Here is a 17,491-nt window from a genome sequence, read left to right on the forward strand (position 1 = left end):
GGAAAGCAAGGGGCGGATCGCACGCGCCGATGCACAGCGCAAGCTGGCCGATCTCGGCATCTGCCAGCCCGCCGACTGGATCACGCCCGCCACAACTTCCGCAAAGGATAGCCAGCCAATGGCGAAGAGCGCCACGCATCACTTTTACGATCTGCACACGCACGGCTTCGTTCGCGTGGCGACCGCTACGCCCAAGGTGCGAACGGCCGATGTCGCCTACAATGCGGAGGGAATCCTGGAGCAGGCGCGCGCGGCGCATGAACGCGGCGTCGATTTGCTGCTCTATCCCGAGCTCTGCCTGTCGTCCTATGCCATCGATGACCTGCACCTGCAGACAGCGCTGCTCGAAGCGGTCGAACGCCACCTGGCCGACATTGTCGAGGCCTCGCGCTCTCTTTCTCCCGCGCTTGTGATCGGCGCACCGCTCCGCCGGAATGGACGGATGTACAACTGTGCCATCGTGATTGCGCGCGGCCAGCTGCTCGGCGTAGTTCCGAAAAGCTACCTGCCCAACTACCGCGAATTCTACGAAAAGCGCTGGTTCAGCCACGGGCGCGAATGCGTTGGGCTGGATATCGAGGTGATTGGCGAGACTGTACCCTTCGGTACCGACCTCGTCTTCGACGCGGACGATCTGCACGGTTTCACTTTCGGTATCGAGATCTGCGAGGATTTCTGGTCGCCCAATCCGCCCGGCACCCTCGCAGCGATCGCGGGAGCGACGATCCTGCTCAATCTTTCCGCCTCGAACATCACCATCGGCAAGTCCGACGAAAGGCACATGCTCACCCGCGCCAGTTCGAGCCGCTCGGTCTGCGCCTATGCCTATTCGGCCAGCGGCTATGGAGAGAGCACGACCGATCTCGCGTGGGACGGGCAGGGCATGATCTACGAACTGGGTGACCTTCTCGTCGAAAGCGTGCGTTTCGACCATGCGCCCGAGCTCTGCGTTGCCGATGTCGACACGAAGCGCATCCTTGCCGAGCGTATGCGGATGCAGACATGGGGTGATGCGGCCGACGCCGCCGGTCGGCCCGAGGACTGGTATCGCCGCGTCTCCTTCGAGCTTGGCCACGCGCCCAAGGACATCGGGCTGGAGCGCCCGATCCGCCGGTTCCCCTTCGTTCCCAACCGCCAGGAGAAGCTCGACGAGGACTGCTACGAGGCCTTCAACATCCAGGTCGATGCCATCATGCGCCGGATCGAGGCGACGCGGCCCAAATCGCTAGTCATCGGCATCTCGGGCGGTCTCGACAGCACCCATGCGCTGCTCGTGGCAGCGAAGGCGATGGATCGGCTCGGCCGCCCGCGCACGGACATTCGCGGCTACACGATGCCGGGATTCGCGACCTCGGACGGCACCAAATCCAACGCCTGGAAACTGATGGACGCCTTCGGCATCACGGCGGAAGAGATCGACATCAAGCCTACTGCCAGGATGATGCTGGAGAACATCGGCCACGCCTTTGCCGATGGCGAGCCGGTCTACGATACAACCTTCGAAAACGTGCAGGCGGGCCTTCGCACCGATTACCTTTTCCGCCTGGCAGGGCAGCACGGCGGCTGGGTCATCGGGACAGGTGACCTTTCAGAACTCGCGCTGGGGTGGTGCACCTACGGCGTCGGCGACCAGATGAGCCATTACGGCGTCAATGCCGGCGTGCCCAAGACGCTTATCCAGTACCTCATCCGCTGGACGACAACGACGCACCAGTTCGATGACCATGTCGATGAAGTGCTGCTCGACATCCTCGAAACCGAAATCAGCCCGGAACTGGTCCCGGCGGACGCGGACGGCACGATCCAGAGCACGCAGTCGATCATCGGGCCCTACGAGCTCAACGATTTCTTCCTCCATCACATCATCCGCTGGGGACAAAGCCCGAGCCATGTCGCTTTCCTTGCATGGCATGCCTGGAGGGACATCAAGGCGGGGCAGTGGCCGATCGATTTTCCGGAAGGGTCCAAGAACGAGTACGACCTCGCCACCATTGCCAAGTGGCTGGAAAACTTCGTCAAACGCTTCTTCGGCTTCAGCCAGTTCAAGCGCAGTGCGCTGCCGAACGGGCCCAAGGTGAGTGCGGGCGGGGCGCTGTCCCCCCGTGGCGACTGGCGCGCACCCAGCGATGCCGTAGCCGACGTTTGGCTGGAAGACTTGCAGAGGAATCTGCCCCGCTGACCTTGCGGCCCAGGTTCGATTAGGGCAGCAACCAGCTGTTCGGATCGTAGGGACGCGAGCGGCCAAGGGCAGAAAGCCAGCCGCCACTCAAGCTGGGGGCCTTGCGATGGCATCTGCCGCGTCGAATAAGTCATTGATCCTGGAAAACAGCCAGCGGTTGCGGCTTTTTACACTCTTCATCCTTTATGTCGGGCAGGGAATGCCCATCGGGCTTTTCTGGTTTGCCATCCCTGCATGGATGGCGGTTAACGGCGCATCGGCGGCCGATGTCGGATCGGTTGCGGCGCTCACCGCACTGCCGTGGTCACTCAAGTTCACCAATGGCTTCTTCATGGACCGATACACCTACCTGCCGATGGGCAGGCGGCGCGCATGGATACTCGGCGCCCAAGGCCTGATGATCGTCGTGCTGATTGTGGGGGCGTTGCTGTCACCTGCTGTGACCGATATCGCCATCCTCGGCGCATTGGGCTTCATGCTCAACACGGCCACTGCTTTCCAGGACGTCGCTGTGGACGGGCTGGCGGTCGACATCATGACCGAAGAGGAGCGCGCCCGCGGCAGTGGAATGATGTTCGGCGGGCAGTCGATCGGTATTGCCGCGGCCACCGCCATCTGCGGCTTCGTAATCGAGGATTTCGGCGCGCCCGGCGCCTTCTTGACAGTTGCCGCAATACTGCTGGCGCTCTGTGTTTATACAACCGCTTTTCGCGAACGGACTGGCGAGCGGCGCTATCCGTGGAGCGAAGGTGATGCCCATTCGCGAAATATCGACATCCAGCTCGACGCATGGTGGCCGATACTGCGCTCAACCTTCGTATCGCTGTTCGCCGGCAAGAGCCTCTTGTGGATGATCGCGATGTTCAGCGCGGGTATCCTCTATGGCGGGATGACCGGGGCCGTGCCGCTGATCGGGGCGAACTATGTGGGCTGGGATGTCTCTACCATCTCCTCGCACAATGCGAGCGCGGGGCTGGTCGGAGGCATCTTGTGCATGACGCTCGGCGGCTGGCTGGGCGACCGCTATGGCGCGAAGCGGATCGGGATCATGTGGATTGTCATCACTCTCGCGCTCCTGTCCACCATGTACCTTTCGGTCTCCTATTGGGGAGTGCCGGCGCTTTTCCTCGTCTTCGTATATGGGTGGATGGCGCTCAATGTTCTGCGCACCGTGGCCCTTCTGCCGGTGTCGATGCGGCTGTGCGACCCCACGGTCGCCGCAACCCAGTTCACGATTTACATGGCGGTCGCCAATTTCGGCATTTCCTTCGGAGCATTCATGCTGGGCCAGTCGGAGAGGTTGGGCGGGCTCCAGTCCATCTTCGTCGTCTGCGGTGCGGGACTGATGGTGACGCTTATCTTGCTGCTGACGGTACAATTCCCGCGCCGCCCCGAATATTACGAAATCCAGAAGCGGCGCGAGATATTGGCAGCTCACAAGCCGGCCTGAATTCGTGGGCCAAAATCGAGAACCGCCGGGGAGCAAAGGCGCCCCGGCGGATTGTTCTCAACGGTGGGAGGCCCTACTTTCGGTCGAAAGACAAGCTACCCGGACCGAATGCCGCGATCTGCAGCAGGCCACCCGCAATCGCAATGTTCTTGAAGAACATCACGAATTGCATCTGGTCACCCAGCTGGTTGTGGAACACGGCGGCAGTCACCAGGCTGAACGCAGCCAACACGATGGCGGCAATCCTAGTTTTGAAGCCCGCGATGAGCGCCAGGGCGCCAAGGACCTCGATTGCGACCGCTCCCCAAAGGGCGAGGGTGGGAGCGGGCATTCCGACTGACTGGATGTACCCGATGTTCCCGGCGGGATCGGCGATCTTGCTCAACCCCGCGAGAAGGAAGATCGCTGCGATCATGATCCGCGCAGCAAGCGGGAGCCAGCTTTGGCCAAGGGTGGACTCGGTGCTCATGCCATTTCCTTTCTCTTGCTCGGCCCTCAGGCGGCCAGTTTTTCGACTTCTTCGTGAGCCTCGGCGATCTTCTCTTCGCCGCCCTGGCCCATAATGCCGTCGGCGGCGACGAGTTCGACATCGTGCATGCCGAGGAAGCCGAGGAAGAACTTCAGCCAGGGTGACATGAAGTCGATCTCGCTTCCCATCGCCGTGCCGCCCGATGCTGCGGTAATGTAGACCTTCTTGCCCGTGAGCAGGCCTTCGGGGCCATTCTCGGTGTAGCGGAAGGTCGTCCCGGCGCGGGCAACGAGGTCGGCCCAGGCCTTGACCGTTGCGGGCACCGAGAAGTTGTAGACGGGCACGCTGAAGACGATGGTGTCGGCAGTTTGCAACTCATCGATCAGTTCATCCGCGACCCTTGCCAGCTCGTGCTGCTCGGGAGAACGCTCGGCATAGGGTGCGAGGTTGGCCGCGAAGCGCTCGGCGTCGATGAAAGGGATGTCGTTCTTCGACAGGTCGCGATGGACGACCTTGGCATCCTGCTTCGCTGCGAGGCCCTCGACGAGCTTGGTGCCGAGGCTGCGCGAAACGCTTTCGCCGTTGCGGATGCTTGCGGTGATGTGGAGGATATTGGTCATGTGAGGTTCTCCTGCTCAGGCCGCGTCGACGAGGACGAGTTCGCTGTCCTCGAGCGCGGTAATGGTGATGCTGTCTTCCTTGGTGATGGCCAGGCCGTCGCGGGCCTGCGCCTCGATATCGCCGACGCGGATGCTGCCGGTGGCGGGCACGAGATAGAGGTGCCGGTCGGCGGTGCGGGGAGTGTAGGTGACGCTCTCGCCTGCCTTCACCGTTGCACCCAGAACGCGGGCATCGGTGCGGATGGGCAGGGCATCGTCGTCATTCGCCACTCCGCTGGCGAGTGGGACGAACTGGCCGGCACGGTCCCCCTTGGGGAACTGCCGCGCGCCCCAGCCGGGATCGCCGCCACGTTCGGACGGAATGATCCAGATCTGGAAGAGCGTGGTTTCCTCGTCCTCGAGGTTGAATTCGGAATGCTGGACGCCGCGACCGGCGCTCATCACCTGAACGTCGCCGGCTTCGGTGCGGCCTTCGTTGCCCATGCTGTCGCGGTGTGTGATCGCGCCTTTGCGGACATAGGTGATGATTTCCATGTCCTGGTGCGGGTGGGTCGGAAAGCCGCTGTTGGGGGCAATGCGGTCGTCATTCCACACACGCAGCGCACCCCAATTGACGCGCGACGGGTCGTGGTAACCGGCAAAGGAGAAATGGTGGTTCGCATCAAGCCAGCCATGATTGGCCTTGCCGAGCGTGTTGAAGGGACGATGTTCGATCATTGTGTGGTCTCCTCGGAAGGAATGCTTCGTTGGGCCAACAGATAGCCATTGCGCCGTGTTCCGATAACTGCGATAAAACGCGGCAAGATGTTCAGGAAATCCGAACAATGAAATTGGGGGAGCCAAGTCTCGATCAGCTCCGCATCTTCCTTGCGGTGGCGGAAGAAGGCAGCTTTGGCGCCGCCGCGCGCAAGATGGGACGCGCCGTTTCGGCAGTCAGCTACGGCATTGCGCAGATGGAAGCGCAACTTGGCGTCAGGTTATTCGAACGCGAAGGCTCGCGCCGGCCGGTGTTGACGGACGAAGGTCGGGGCTTGCTCGCGGAAGCCAAGGCCGTGGCAGACGGCATCGACACGCTGCTCGCCAAGACGCAGAGCTTGCACGCTGGGCTGGAAAGCGAGGTGTCGCTGGTGGTCGACGTGATGCTCCCCGGCGAAGCCACTGCAAGCGTGTTGCGGGACTTCCGCGAAATGTATCCGAACGTGGCACTTCGACTGCAGGTCGAAGCTCTTGGCGCGGTCGAAGCATGCCTGCTGGGCGGGAGCGCCGATCTGGCTATCGGAGGGCCACTGATGGCCGATCACGCCGAGCTGGAGCGGCAGGCGATCGGCGCAGTCGAGCTCGTGCCGGTGGCCGCGCCGACGCATCCGCTCGCTCGCACGGGCATTCGCCCTGGCGAAAGCCGCAAACACCTCCAGTTGGTCCTCTCCGACCGTTCGCAACTATCCGAAGGCCGCGAGTTCTCGGTTCTCTCGCCGCAGAATTGGCGGCTGGCCGATCTCGGCGCAAAGCACGCGCTGCTCAAGGAAGGCATCGGCTGGGGAAACATGCCGCGCCACATGGTCAGCGCAGACATTGCCGAGGGGCGGCTATGCGAACTGGACCTGCCGGAAAAGCCGGGCGCGAACTACACGCTCAGCGCCTTGTGGCGACGCGATGCAAGACCCGGACCTGCGACGAGCTGGCTGATCGACGCGATCCGCGATCGGTTGGGAGCGTGTAGTGGTGTGGAGCCCTCGGTAACTGCCGAAAGCTAGAGCTTCATCGTCCAGCCGTAGGTGTCCTCGACCGCACCCTTCTGGATGCCGACCAGCTTTTCGCGCACCTTGTTCGTCATCTGACCGGTGCCGCCGCTGCCGATGGTGAACTCGCCGTCGGGGCCGAGCACGGTGCCGACCGGAGTAACGACTGCCGCAGTACCGCAGGCCATGGTCTCGAGCAGCTTGCCTGTAGTCGCATCGGCGCGCCACTGGTCGATGCTGTAGGGCTCCTCGCGGACCTGCAGGCCTTCCTCGCGCAGCAGCTGGATCAGGCTGTCTCGGGTGATCCCGGGCAGGATAGTGCCGGTGAGCGGCGGGGTGATGACCGTACCGTCGTCGAATACGAAGAACAGGTTCATACCGCCCAGTTCTTCGATCCACTTCTTCTCTACTGCATCAAGGAACACGACCTGGTCGCAGCCGTGTTCGATGCCTTCAGCCTGCGGGACGAGGCTGGCCGCGTAATTACCGCCAGTCTTTGCCGCGCCCGTGCCGCCGGGTGCGGCGCGCGTGTAGTTGCGGCTGACCCAGATTTTCACCGGCTTCGCGCCGCCCTTGAAATAGGGGCCAACGGGGCTGGCAATGAGGATATATTTGTATTGCCGCGCCGGACGCACGCCGAGGAATGCCTCGGAAGCGAACATAAAGGGGCGCAAGTAGAGCGAGCCGTCCGGATCGCCCGGCACCCAGTCGCGGTCTGCGGTGACCAGCTGGCGGATCGACTCGAGGAAAAGTTCCTCGGGCAGTTCGGGCATCGCCATCCGCTTGGCGCTTTCGTTGAACCGGCGCGCATTCTGTTCCGGGCGGAACAGGGCGAGCGTGTCGTCTCCCTGCTTGTAGGCCTTCATGCCTTCGAAGACTTCCTGAGCATAGTGCAACACCGCAGCAGCCGGATCGAGGCTGATCGCCTCGCGCGGGCCGAGCGTCGCCTTGTGCCAACCACCCTTGTCGGCATCGTAATCGATTACGACCATGTGGTCGGTGAAGAGCTTGCCGAAACCCGGGTCCTTCAGCGCCTGCTGACGCGTTTCGGCGGGGGTCGGGGCGGGGTGCGAAAGATGCTCGAATTCCATGCCCGCGCGGTTAATGCGCGCCGCGTTGCAGGGCAAGGCCTGTCGCCACAAAATGAGAAGGGCAGCTTCACCCTGAGGAGAAGCTGCCCTTCGCATGGTCAGCGGCGGAAGTGCCGCTCACGAAGTCTCTAAGGGTAGGGTATTACCGATAGTACCTCGCGCGGAAACTTGCCGACCTCTCTGCTGAACCATGAGACATCGGATCACCTCCTTTCGCGCTTGTGAGCTAAGAGCCACCTTTTCATCGGGACCCGGGACCGCGTTTCGCCGCTGATCTTGAGTTCAATTTGAGTCGTTTTCGGTTGCAAAACAAGGCTTGCAAAAAAGTTTTCCCACGTCAGAATTGTCGTTTGTGGCTCGGAGCATTCTCCGGGCCTTTCTCGTGGGTGACAGAGGCAACGTTCACAGGGCGGTGAGCGGGCGCGTGAATCGCCTCAGCGACAATCCTCGATCACGCGCGTCACTTCGGCCCATGCAGGCAGGTACAGCGTCGACATTCCGTCGGTTTCCACAGCGAATCGACCGCGGGTAAGTGCGATCGCGTCGAACAGCGGGTCGTTCGCCGCGATGGACACCGACAAGCGCCCGGGCGAACTGGTGCGAACTTCGCCAATGACCGAACGAGCGGCCGTCTCAGTCGAGATGCGCATTGGGGTTGCTGCTGGAAACTGGCCGTGCCTGATCAAGTCAATCTGTTGACGGGTCCTGTCGCACCACAGCGTGAACAGCGGCCGATCCGCCGTCGACCCATAGCTTGCCGCGCCGCCCATTGCAGTGACGAGATAGCGCCAGTTACCTGGCGTGCGTGGGGCATCCATCCAGTCTTCGTGATGTGGCGATGCGATCGGGGTGGGCGTCGGCGATGGCGCCGGTGGAGGAGGAGGTGCGGCCGTTTGCACAGGCGCGGGGGATGGCGTCGGGGTAGACTCCGGTGCGGGTACACAAGCGGCTATGATGATCGTGGCCGACAGGGCAAGGACCCGGGCAATGGTGCTATGGGAGGCTTTCATGGCCCCTCAATGATCGCTAACGGCGATGTTTCCAATGGCAAAAAAACGTCGCCTCGATCAGATGCTCGTCGACCGCGGGCTGGTGGAAAGCCGGACGCGGGCGCAGGCGCTGGTGATGGCGGGCCTCGTCTTCTCGGGCGAGCAGAAGCTGGCCAAGCCCGGCCAGCAGATGGCGGAAGACGCGCCGCTGGACGTGCGCGGGCGCGACCATCCCTGGGTGAGCCGCGGCGGGATCAAGCTCGCCCATGCGATCGAGCATTTCGGGCTCGATCCCAAGGGCGTTATCGCGATGGATATCGGCAGCTCGACCGGTGGTTTCACTGATGTGCTGCTGCAGGGCGGGGCGGAGCACGTCTTTGCGGTCGACAGCGGGACCAATCAGCTCGCATGGAAACTGCGGCAGGACGAGCGCGTGACCGTGCTCGAACAGACCAGCGCGCGGATTTTGACGCGGGAGATGATCGACCGGCCGGTGACCTGGGTGGTGTGCGATGCGAGCTTCATCGGTCTCGCCAAGGTGCTCGAACGTCCGCTCGAACTGGCCGAGCGGGAGTGCCGGATGGTTGCCCTGATCAAGCCGCAATTCGAGGTCGGGCGCGAGGAAGTGGGCAAGAAAGGCGTAGTCAGCGACCCGGCGCTCCACGCGCGTGTCTGCGAAGAAATCCGTGAGTGGGCAAAGGGGTTCGGTTTCGATGTGCAGGGCATTGTGGACAGCCCGATCACAGGGCCGGAAGGCAATGTGGAGTTCCTGATTTCGGCTCTACGGAGTTAGTGCTTCGCGACACGAAGTTTACGTAAAACATAAAAAATATGTTGCGAATCGTTTGATTCGCGATCATTGAGCCTCCACAGCAGTTTGGAGAGGTAGCAATGAGCGCGAAGCTTATCCGTCGCATCGTCGAGATCGCGATCGGCGTGTTTTTCATCGGGGGCTTCCTGATGATCGGCCGGGCGACGGCACATATATTTGACGGCAAGTTCGGCACTGTCACCTGGCCGGTCCAGGCCGAGGCTTACGATCTCGAAGTGGCCATGGGCGAGCAAGCGAGAACGATATTCATCGATGGCACGCTGTCGGTTTCGGGCATGCCCTTCTGGCACGCGATCGACCTGACGTTTTCCATCGCTACGATCGCGATCTTCATCACTGCCCTGATGCTGTTGCGCGGTGTCCTGGCGAGCTTCACAAGCGGCGACCTGGTGACGGCCGAGAATGCCGGCGCCTTGCGCAAGATCGGTTGGATATTGCTTGGCGCCTGCGGCCTCTCGGTCCTTCATGCGCTTGTCCTGCAACCTGCGATCATCGCTGCAGTGACGCCCGTAGAGGGAACGATCCTGCATCCCTCGCTGTCATGGAATGTGAAGGGCGCGACGAATATCTGGCTCCATTACGATGTGCCGATCTTCACCTTCGTCCTCGGCGGCCTTGCCCTTCTGTTTGCAGAGGCCTTCCGGGTCGGAACCGCCTATCGCGAAGACAGCGAGAGCGTGGTCTGATGGCGATCGTCACCAACCTTGATGTCATGATGGCGAAGCGGAAGGTCAGCTTGAAAGAGCTGGCCGACCGCATCGGCATTTCGAACACCAACCTCTCGCTATTGAAGACGGGCAAGGTGCAAGGCGTGCGCTACAAGACACTGAACGCGCTATGCCGCGAGCTCGACTGCCAGCCCGGCGATATCCTCGAATATCGGCCCGGCGATGAAGAGGAGGATGGCTCCGGCGATTGACGTTGCCACGCTCCCCGCTCTAGGCGCTTGGCCGAGAGTTCAAACGGAGAGACATGTGTCCGCCAATATCGCCGAAATGGAACGCCGCCGCGAAGCTGCCCGTATGGGTGGCGGCCAGAAGCGCATCGACGCGCAGCACGCCAAGGGCAAGCTGACCGCGCGCGAGCGGCTCGATGTGCTGCTGGATGAAGGCAGCTTTGAAGAGCTGGACACCTATGTCGAACATGACTGCGTCGATTTCGGGATGCAGGACCAGAAGATCCCTGGCGACGGCGTGGTCACCGGCAGCGGCACGATCAACGGCCGCCTCGTCTATGTTTTCTCCCAGGATTTCACCGTCTTCGGCGGCTCCCTTTCCAAGCGCCATGCAGAGAAGATCTGCAAGGTGATGGACACCGCGATGAAGGTCGGCGCGCCGGTCATCGGACTCAACGATTCCGGCGGCGCGCGCATCCAGGAAGGTGTGGCTTCGCTCGGCGGTTATGCCGAGGTGTTCCAGCGCAATGTCCTCGCCAGCGGCGTGGTGCCGCAGATCAGCCTCATCATGGGGCCATGCGCGGGCGGCGCGGTGTACAGCCCCGCGATGACCGACTTCATCTTCATGGTGGAAGACAGCTCCTACATGTTCGTCACCGGCCCCGACGTGGTAAAGACGGTGACCAACGAGGTCGTCACGCAGGAAGAGCTGGGCGGCGCGAAGACGCACACCACCAAGACCTCGGTCGCCGACAACAGCTTCGAGAACGACATCGAAACGCTGCTCGCGACGCGCGATTTCTTCGATTACCTGCCGCTCTCGAACCGCGAGGAGGTGCCCGAGCGTCCGACCAGCGATCCGTGGGACCGCATGGAGGACAGCCTCGATACGCTGATCCCCGACAACGCCAACCAGCCCTATGACATGCATGAAGTCATCCGGAAGACGCTGGACGAGGGCGATTTCTTCGAGATCCAGCCGAACCATGCCGCCAACATCATCTGCGGCTTCGGCCGAGTCGAAGGGCGCACGGTGGGCGTTGTGGCGAACCAGCCGATGGTGCTCGCCGGCGTGCTCGACATCAACTCATCGAAAAAGGCCGCACGTTTCGTGCGTTTCTGCGATGCCTTCGAAATTCCGATCCTGACCTTTGTCGACGTGCCCGGCTTCCTTCCCGGCACGGCGCAGGAGCACAACGGTATTATCAAGCACGGCGCGAAGCTGCTCTTCGCCTATGCCGAGGCTACCGTGCCCAAGATCACCGTCATCACCCGCAAGGCCTATGGCGGCGCCTATGACGTGATGGCGAGCAAGCACCTGCGCGGGGATTTGAACTACGCCTGGCCCACCGCCGAAATCGCCGTGATGGGCGCCAAGGGCGCGGTGGAGATCATCTTCCGCCAGGATCGCGACGATCCCGACAAGATCGCCGAGAAAACCAAGGAATACGAAGACCGCTTCGCCAACCCCTTCGTGGCGGCCCAGCGCGGCTATATCGACGAGGTGATCTACCCGCACTCAACGCGGCGGCGGATCGCGCTGGGGCTAAGGAAGCTGCGGACGAAGCAGCTCGAGAACCCGTGGAAGAAGCATGACAATATTCCGCTCTAAGGCCAAATCGGCGTCGCTCACTCGGATCGAGTTCTTCATCAAGAATGAGGAGGCGGAGCCCCTTCATATTATGACAGAGCCGGGTTGCGAGGAATTCGATTTGCAACAGGGGGACAAGCTGCGAATTCGGATTCCAATTGCGGACCTTCAGGACCCTTTCGATCCTCTTCAATTTGATACTTGGCCAAACAACAGGCACATCTCGATCTGGGTGCCGACATTCACCAATTGTGAGGTGATCAAGAAATGAAACTCGGCCGTCTCAACCATATCGGCGTCGCCACGCCCTCGATCGAGGAATCGATCCGCTACTACCGCGATGTCATGGGCGCGACCTCGTTCCACAAGCCCTTCGATCTCGAGGCGCAGGGAGTGAAGGTCTGCTTCGTCGATACACCCGGACAGGAAGGCACGCACGGCACGCAGATCGAGCTGATCGAGCCGCTCGGCCCCGACAGCCCCATCGCCAAGTTCCTCGAAAAGAACCCCGCCGGCGGGCAGCACCACCTGTGCTACGAGGTAGAGGATATCGAGGAAGCGCGTAGCTGGTTCGAGGGGCTTGGCAAGCGCATACTCGGCCCCACGCGCATCGGCGCGCATGGCACGCCGATTTTCTTCCTCCACCCCAAGGACATGATGGGCCAGCTCACCGAGATCATGGAAACGCCCAAGGACAATGCGCACTGGTCGAACTGATGTCGATCACACGGGGATAGCGGTCTCGAACTTGACGGTGCGGAAGGCAAAGGTGCTGTCGCAGCGCTCGACGTCGGGGTCGGTGATCACGTAGTCATCTAGCCACTGGTCGTAGGTCGGCATGTCCTCGAAATGGCCGATCAGCACGAAATCGGCCTCGCCCGAAGTGTTGTAGACCTGGCTGATCGCTGGGCATTCGGCCCAGCGTGCTTCGAGCCGGGCATAGCTGTCCCGGCTTTCGGTTGTGCACCGCATCCCGATAATCACCGTGAAGCCGTTGCGATTGCGATCGAGCAGCGCGACCTCGCTGGCAATCAGCCCCGATTTGCGAAAACGCTGGAGCCGACGACGCACCGCGCTTTCCGAAAGATTGACCTTGGCTGCCAGGACCAGATTGCTCTGCCGATTGTCGCGCTGGATTTCATCGAGCAGGGCCCGGTCGAAAGAATCAAGTGCGATCGTATTCGTCATCCCACTCACCATATCTGACGAATCTCGCAATCACCACGCCGAAAAACGACGAATTCATTTCTGGCCGGGTCTTTCTGGCTCACCTATCAAGCGACTGAAATTAGGACGGAGATTGATCATGAATTCGGGTCGCCTGATGCTGGCGGCGCTGCTTCTGGGCTGCGCCGGACCGGTCTCTGCGCATGGTGGGAATCCTGCCGACGCTGCTGCAGAATACCGCTTCGGAGATGAGGCAAGCCTGGACCGGCGTATCGAGGAAGTACGAGCCGATTACGGTATCATTGGCGGAGCTGTCGCGGCAGGCCGGTCCGACCGCGTACTGTACGAGCGCGCATTCGGTTTCGCCGACCGCGAGGAAGGCAGGGCGGCGACCACCGATACCCCGTTCGCGCTTGCCTCGGTAACCAAACCGATCACCGCCATCGCCATCATGATGCTGGTCGATGAAGGGAAGGTCGATCTCGACGCTCCGGTCAATCGCTACCTCGGCGACAATGGAGTGCGCGCCACCTTCGGCGGGGCGGATGAGATCACGGTCCGCAGGGTGATGAGCCATACTGCCGGCCTGCCGTTCCTATACGAGCTGAGCTATGCGGACGCGCGGCAGCCGCTTCCCGATTTCGCGGGTTTGATGGATCGCTATGGCTACACGATCCTGCCGCCCGGCGTGTCGAGCCAGTACTCGAACCTGGGCTATGAAATTCTCGCCGAAATCGTCACCCGCCAATCGGGGATGCCATGGCACGATTTCGTCCACAGCCGGATTTTCGGGCCGCTCGAACTGTCCAGCGCCAGCATCGCCTTGGCCGCTGCAAGGCCCGAAGGCGCGGCGCAGCGCTACATGGTCGACGGGTCGATCGTGCCGGGCGCCGATACTTCCCACCGCGGAGCTGCAAGCGCCTATATGTCGGTCTCGGATCTGCTAAAGCTGGGCCAATTCTGGTTACGCGCCTATCGCGGCGAGAGCCGATTGCTGAGCCGGGCGAGTGCGGTTGCCATGGCGACCAATTCCGAAGGGGAGCTGGCGGCCGGCGCGGGTCACGGCTTCTTCATGGAGGATTACAAGGGCACGCTCTATGTCAGCCATGGCGGCTCGATGGCCGGGACCAAGGCTCGACTCGGCATCCTGCCCGAGAAGGACCTCGTGATCGCTGTCCTGCTGAACGAGCAGAATTCCTACGCCGAGGCGTTCTTGGGCGAAGAAATGATCCGATCGTTCGAGCCTGCGCACAACTTCTATTGGGATCCGCCGAAAGCCCCGTCGGCCCTGCAGGGCAAATGGTCGGGCACGATAGGCGGCAACGGTCCGATCGCGCGGCTCGATCTGGACTTCACCGATCTCGATCACCCGCTTGCGCGGATCGACGGGAATGACGTCGCGATCCGATCCGCTGGGGGAGAAGGTCCCTACAGGTTCCGACTGGATGGCGCGATTGACGGCGCGGGGTTTGGAGTGCCGCACGACCTGCGATTCTTCCTTATCGAGCACGAGGAAGGCCTGGTTGGAGAAGTTCGCCTGGAACCCCTCCCGCAAATGGACCGGGCGAACGGCGGTGTCGGATATTGGGTGAAGCTCTCAAGGGTCGAGTGATTGGCAATCGGCATGGGCGGCGCTAGAGGTGCCGCCCATGAGTGAGAGAACCCCCAAATACGAAGACTGGAAGCCCCTTGCCGACAAGGAAGTGAAGGGCCGCGACCTCACCTGGCATACGCCCGAGGGCATTGCGGTGAAGCCGCTCTACACCAGCGAAGATACGGCTGACCTTGATCCCGGCGTACCGGGAATCGCGCCGTTCACGCGCGGGCCCTATGCCTCGATGTACACCGGCCGTCCGTGGACTATCCGCCAGTATGCGGGCTTCTCGACTGCCGAGGAATCGAATGCCTTCTATCGCCGCAACCTTGCAGCAGGGCAGAAGGGGCTGAGCGTCGCCTTCGACCTTGCCACACACCGCGGCTATGACAGCGACCACCCGCGCGTGGTTGGCGATGTCGGCAAGGCGGGCGTCGCCATCGACACCGTGCGCGACATGGAAATTCTGTTCGACCAGATCCCGCTCGACACCATGAGCGTGTCGATGACGATGAACGGCGCGGTAATCCCCGTGCTCGCCTTCTACATCGTCGCGGCAGAGCGGCAGGGGGTGAGCAAGGACAAGCTTGCCGGGACCATCCAGAACGATATCCTCAAGGAGTTCATGGTCCGCAACACCTATATCTACCCGCCCGAACCGAGCATGCGGATCGTCTCGGACATCATCGCATATACCTCGGCCAACATGCCGAAATTCAACAGCATTTCGATCTCGGGCTATCACATGCACGAGGCGGGGGCGACCGCGGTTCAGGAACTCGCCTTCACCATCGCCGACGGCAAGGAATACGCCAAGCGCGCGATGGAAGCGGGGCTCGATATCGACGCCTTCGCGCCGCGCCTGTCCTTCTTCTGGGGCATCGGCATGAACTTCTTCATGGAGATCGCCAAGATGCGCGCCGCGCGCCATTTGTGGCACGATGTCATGACCGATCTGGGCGCGCAGAACCCCAAGTCGAAGATGCTGCGCACGCATTGCCAGACGAGCGGTGTGAGCTTGCAGGAGCAGGACCCCTACAACAACGTCATCCGCACCACGATCGAGGCGATGGCGGCGGTGCTGGGGGGCACGCAGTCGCTCCACACCAACGCTCTGGACGAAGCCATCGCGCTGCCGACCGACTTCTCCGCCCGCATCGCCCGCAACACGCAGCTGGTGATCCAGGAAGAGACCGGCATCACCCATGTCGCCGATCCGCTGGGCGGCAGCTATTATATCGAAAGCCTCACTGCCGCGCTGGTGGAGCAGGCCCGGGCGATGTTGGACGAGGTCGAAGCGGCGGGCGGCATGACCGAATATGTCGCCAGCGGCAAACCCAAGGCGCAGATCGAGGAAGCGGCGGCTGCCAAGCAGGCGAGCGTCGACAAGGGCGACACGGTCATCGTCGGCGTGAACAAGTACCGCCTGCTCGAAGAGGCCGAGATCGACACGCTCGATATCGACAACCACGCGGTGCGCGAAAGCCAGATCTCGCGCATCCAGAAGGTGCGCGAGGGCCGCGACGAGGCGGCGTGTCAGGCCGCGCTCAAGTCGCTGACCGAGGCGGCAAGGTCCGATCCTAGCGCCGCCCGTGCGGCACTGGCTGACGGTCGCGACGAGCGCGGTGTGCCGCTGCGCCCCTCGCAAATGGCCGAGCTTCAGGCGGGCGGGGATGCCAACCTCCTTGCCCGTGCGGTCGAATGCGCGCGCCAGAATGCGACGCTGGGCGAGATTTCCGCTGCGATGGAGGCGGCCTTCGGGCGCTATGACACCACTCCCAAGCCGGTGAGTGGGGTCTATTCCAAGGCCTATGCGGGCGATCCGCGCTATCTGCAGGTGGTCGAGGGCGTCCACGCCGTCCAGCGCCGCCTCGGTCGCGCCCCGCGTCTGATGGTCGCCAAGATGGGTCAGGACGGCCACGACCGCGGCGCGAATGTGATCGCCTCCGCCTTCGCCGACATGGGCTTTGAGGTCGTCTCCGGCCCGCTGTTCCAGACACCCGAAGAAAGCGCCCGCATGGCGCTCGACCACGATGTCGACGCTATCGGCGCGAGCAGCCTTGCCGCAGGTCACAAGACGCTCATCCCCGAACTCATCGGTCACCTGCGCGACGCAGGCCGAGCGGACATAAAGGTTATCGCCGGCGGCGTAATCCCGCAGAAGGACTACGACTTCCTGCGCGATGCCGGGGTGCAGGGCATTTATGGGCCGGGCAGCAATGTCGTCGAATGCGCGGCGGATGTGCTCCGCCTGCTAGGCCACAATATGCCGCCTGCGGGCGAGGATCTGGACGAGGCGGCGGAGTGACTACGAGATTCAAGTTGCCCACGCACGTCCGTGAGCTTGTCGCTGCCAGAAACAAACTTAAGGACCATTTCTCGGATTATGATCTCAGGTTCACATTCGATGGAAATTTAGTTGGTGACTTGGGGGAGGCTGTCGCGGCTGACTTGTTCGGTCTCACTTTGACGGGCCGAAGCAACGAAGGCATCGATGGCTACGCACATGACGGACGCTCAGTTCAGGTGAAAGCTAGTGGAACGCGTCGCGGTCCCGCTTTTCGTCCGGTCGAAACGAAAGCAGACCACCTCATTGTCTTGCATCTCGATTACGATGCTTGCGAAGGTGAAGTTATCTACAACGGACCCGAAGAGCCTGTTGTCACGCAGCTCTTGCCGGGTGGTTGGCGGGATCAGCGCACCGCCAATCTACGCGGCCTAATCAAACTCAATGACAGCGTCGCCGACCATGAACGGCTTCCTATCGTCAAAAGCAACTAATGACCCAAATCCGCACCGACTTGACCCGCGAGGCCGTAAAGTGAGCCTTCCGATTCCACGTCACGCCGGACTTGATCCGGGGTCTCGCTTTTCT

At 62.1% G+C, this 17,491-nt stretch carries 17 protein-coding genes; 11 read left to right on the forward strand and 6 right to left on the reverse strand.

The annotated features are described in order from the left end of the window. The first annotated feature begins 118 nt into the window (after window positions 1-118). Together K3146_RS02545 and K3146_RS02550 are read left to right on the forward strand one after the other, a co-directional pair. Window positions 119-2,179 carry an NAD(+) synthase gene (locus K3146_RS02545; protein WP_221545203.1) on the forward strand — a complete coding sequence of 687 codons (2,061 nt, stop codon included), beginning with the start codon at window positions 119-121 and terminating at the stop codon, window positions 2,177-2,179. A 157-nt stretch (window positions 2,180-2,336) separates the two neighbouring features. Continuing rightward, entirely contained in the window at window positions 2,337-3,629 is a 1,293-nt protein-coding gene (locus tag K3146_RS02550) for an MFS transporter (RefSeq protein ID WP_221544623.1), read from the forward strand. A 73-nt stretch (window positions 3,630-3,702) separates the two neighbouring features. On the opposite strand, the gene K3146_RS02555 is transcribed toward K3146_RS02550, so the two are convergent. The 3 genes from K3146_RS02555 to K3146_RS02565 are packed head-to-tail and all read right to left on the reverse strand — an operon-like array spanning window position 3,703 to window position 5,435. Further along, a complete protein-coding gene (locus K3146_RS02555; protein WP_221544624.1) occupies window positions 3,703-4,098 on the reverse strand; it encodes a DoxX family protein in 396 nt (131 codons plus the stop codon). A gap of 26 nt (window positions 4,099-4,124) precedes the next feature. Continuing rightward, window positions 4,125-4,718 (reverse strand): FMN-dependent NADH-azoreductase, encoded by a 594-nt coding sequence (locus tag K3146_RS02560; RefSeq protein ID WP_221544625.1) that lies wholly within the window; start codon window positions 4,716-4,718, stop codon window positions 4,125-4,127. Between the two features lie 15 nt (window positions 4,719-4,733). Next, complete coding sequence (locus tag K3146_RS02565; RefSeq protein ID WP_221544626.1) at window positions 4,734-5,435, reverse strand: pirin family protein; 702 nt, start codon at window positions 5,433-5,435, stop codon at window positions 4,734-4,736. A 107-nt stretch (window positions 5,436-5,542) separates the two neighbouring features. On the opposite strand from K3146_RS02565, the gene K3146_RS02570 reads away from it, so the two are divergent. Further along, window positions 5,543-6,472 (forward strand): LysR family transcriptional regulator, encoded by a 930-nt coding sequence (locus K3146_RS02570; RefSeq protein ID WP_221544627.1) that lies wholly within the window; start codon window positions 5,543-5,545, stop codon window positions 6,470-6,472. On the opposite strand, the gene K3146_RS02575 is transcribed toward K3146_RS02570, so the two are convergent. After that, window positions 6,469-7,548: a branched-chain amino acid aminotransferase gene (locus K3146_RS02575; RefSeq protein WP_221544628.1), complete on the reverse strand. Its 1,080-nt coding sequence runs from the start codon at window positions 7,546-7,548 to the stop codon at window positions 6,469-6,471. The genes K3146_RS02570 and K3146_RS02575 overlap by 4 nt on opposite strands. A 434-nt stretch (window positions 7,549-7,982) precedes the next feature. Beyond that, window positions 7,983-8,366 carry a hypothetical protein gene (locus K3146_RS02580; protein ID WP_221544629.1) on the reverse strand — a complete coding sequence of 128 codons (384 nt, stop codon included), beginning with the start codon at window positions 8,364-8,366 and terminating at the stop codon, window positions 7,983-7,985. 226 nt (window positions 8,367-8,592) lie between these two features. Between K3146_RS02580 and K3146_RS02585 the strand changes: the two genes are divergently transcribed. The 5 genes from K3146_RS02585 to mce all read left to right on the forward strand — a co-directional run bounded on the left by K3146_RS02585 (window position 8,593) and on the right by mce (window position 12,572). Then, on the forward strand, window positions 8,593-9,330 hold the full coding sequence (locus K3146_RS02585; protein WP_221544630.1) for a TlyA family RNA methyltransferase: 738 nt from the start codon (window positions 8,593-8,595) through the stop codon (window positions 9,328-9,330). A 98-nt stretch (window positions 9,331-9,428) separates the two neighbouring features. Further along, the gene (locus K3146_RS02590) at window positions 9,429-10,055 is read left to right on the forward strand and encodes a hypothetical protein (protein ID WP_221544631.1); all 627 of its coding nucleotides are present in this window, start codon (window positions 9,429-9,431) and stop codon (window positions 10,053-10,055) included. Beyond that, complete coding sequence (locus K3146_RS02595) at window positions 10,055-10,288, forward strand: helix-turn-helix domain-containing protein (RefSeq protein WP_221544632.1); 234 nt, start codon at window positions 10,055-10,057, stop codon at window positions 10,286-10,288. Before K3146_RS02590 ends, K3146_RS02595 begins: the two co-directional genes overlap by 1 nt. Before the next feature lie 55 nt (window positions 10,289-10,343). After that, window positions 10,344-11,876: an acyl-CoA carboxylase subunit beta gene (locus K3146_RS02600; protein ID WP_221544633.1), complete on the forward strand. Its 1,533-nt coding sequence runs from the start codon at window positions 10,344-10,346 to the stop codon at window positions 11,874-11,876. 246 nt (window positions 11,877-12,122) lie between these two features. Further along, window positions 12,123-12,572, forward strand: a complete 450-nt coding sequence (gene mce / locus K3146_RS02605) for a methylmalonyl-CoA epimerase (RefSeq protein ID WP_221544634.1) — start codon at window positions 12,123-12,125, stop codon at window positions 12,570-12,572. Window positions 12,573-12,578: 6 nt separating this feature from the next. On the opposite strand, the gene K3146_RS02610 is transcribed toward mce, so the two are convergent. Continuing rightward, complete coding sequence (locus tag K3146_RS02610) at window positions 12,579-13,043, reverse strand: Lrp/AsnC family transcriptional regulator (RefSeq protein WP_221544635.1); 465 nt, start codon at window positions 13,041-13,043, stop codon at window positions 12,579-12,581. A 118-nt stretch (window positions 13,044-13,161) separates the two neighbouring features. On the opposite strand from K3146_RS02610, the gene K3146_RS02615 reads away from it, so the two are divergent. The 3 genes from K3146_RS02615 to K3146_RS02625 are packed head-to-tail and all read left to right on the forward strand — an operon-like array spanning window position 13,162 to window position 17,397. Beyond that, window positions 13,162-14,634, forward strand: a complete 1,473-nt coding sequence (locus K3146_RS02615) for a serine hydrolase domain-containing protein (protein ID WP_221544636.1) — start codon at window positions 13,162-13,164, stop codon at window positions 14,632-14,634. A 37-nt stretch (window positions 14,635-14,671) separates the two neighbouring features. Beyond that, complete coding sequence (gene scpA / locus K3146_RS02620) at window positions 14,672-16,924, forward strand: methylmalonyl-CoA mutase (RefSeq protein WP_221544637.1); 2,253 nt, start codon at window positions 14,672-14,674, stop codon at window positions 16,922-16,924. 14 nt (window positions 16,925-16,938) lie between these two features. After that, complete coding sequence (locus K3146_RS02625) at window positions 16,939-17,397, forward strand: DUF6998 domain-containing protein (RefSeq protein WP_221544638.1); 459 nt, start codon at window positions 16,939-16,941, stop codon at window positions 17,395-17,397. The last annotated feature ends 94 nt before the right edge of the window (window positions 17,398-17,491 follow it).

Origin of the sequence: Qipengyuania vesicularis, assembly GCF_019711415.1 — a bacterium.
Classification (GTDB): Bacteria; Pseudomonadota; Alphaproteobacteria; order Sphingomonadales; family Sphingomonadaceae; genus Qipengyuania; species Qipengyuania vesicularis.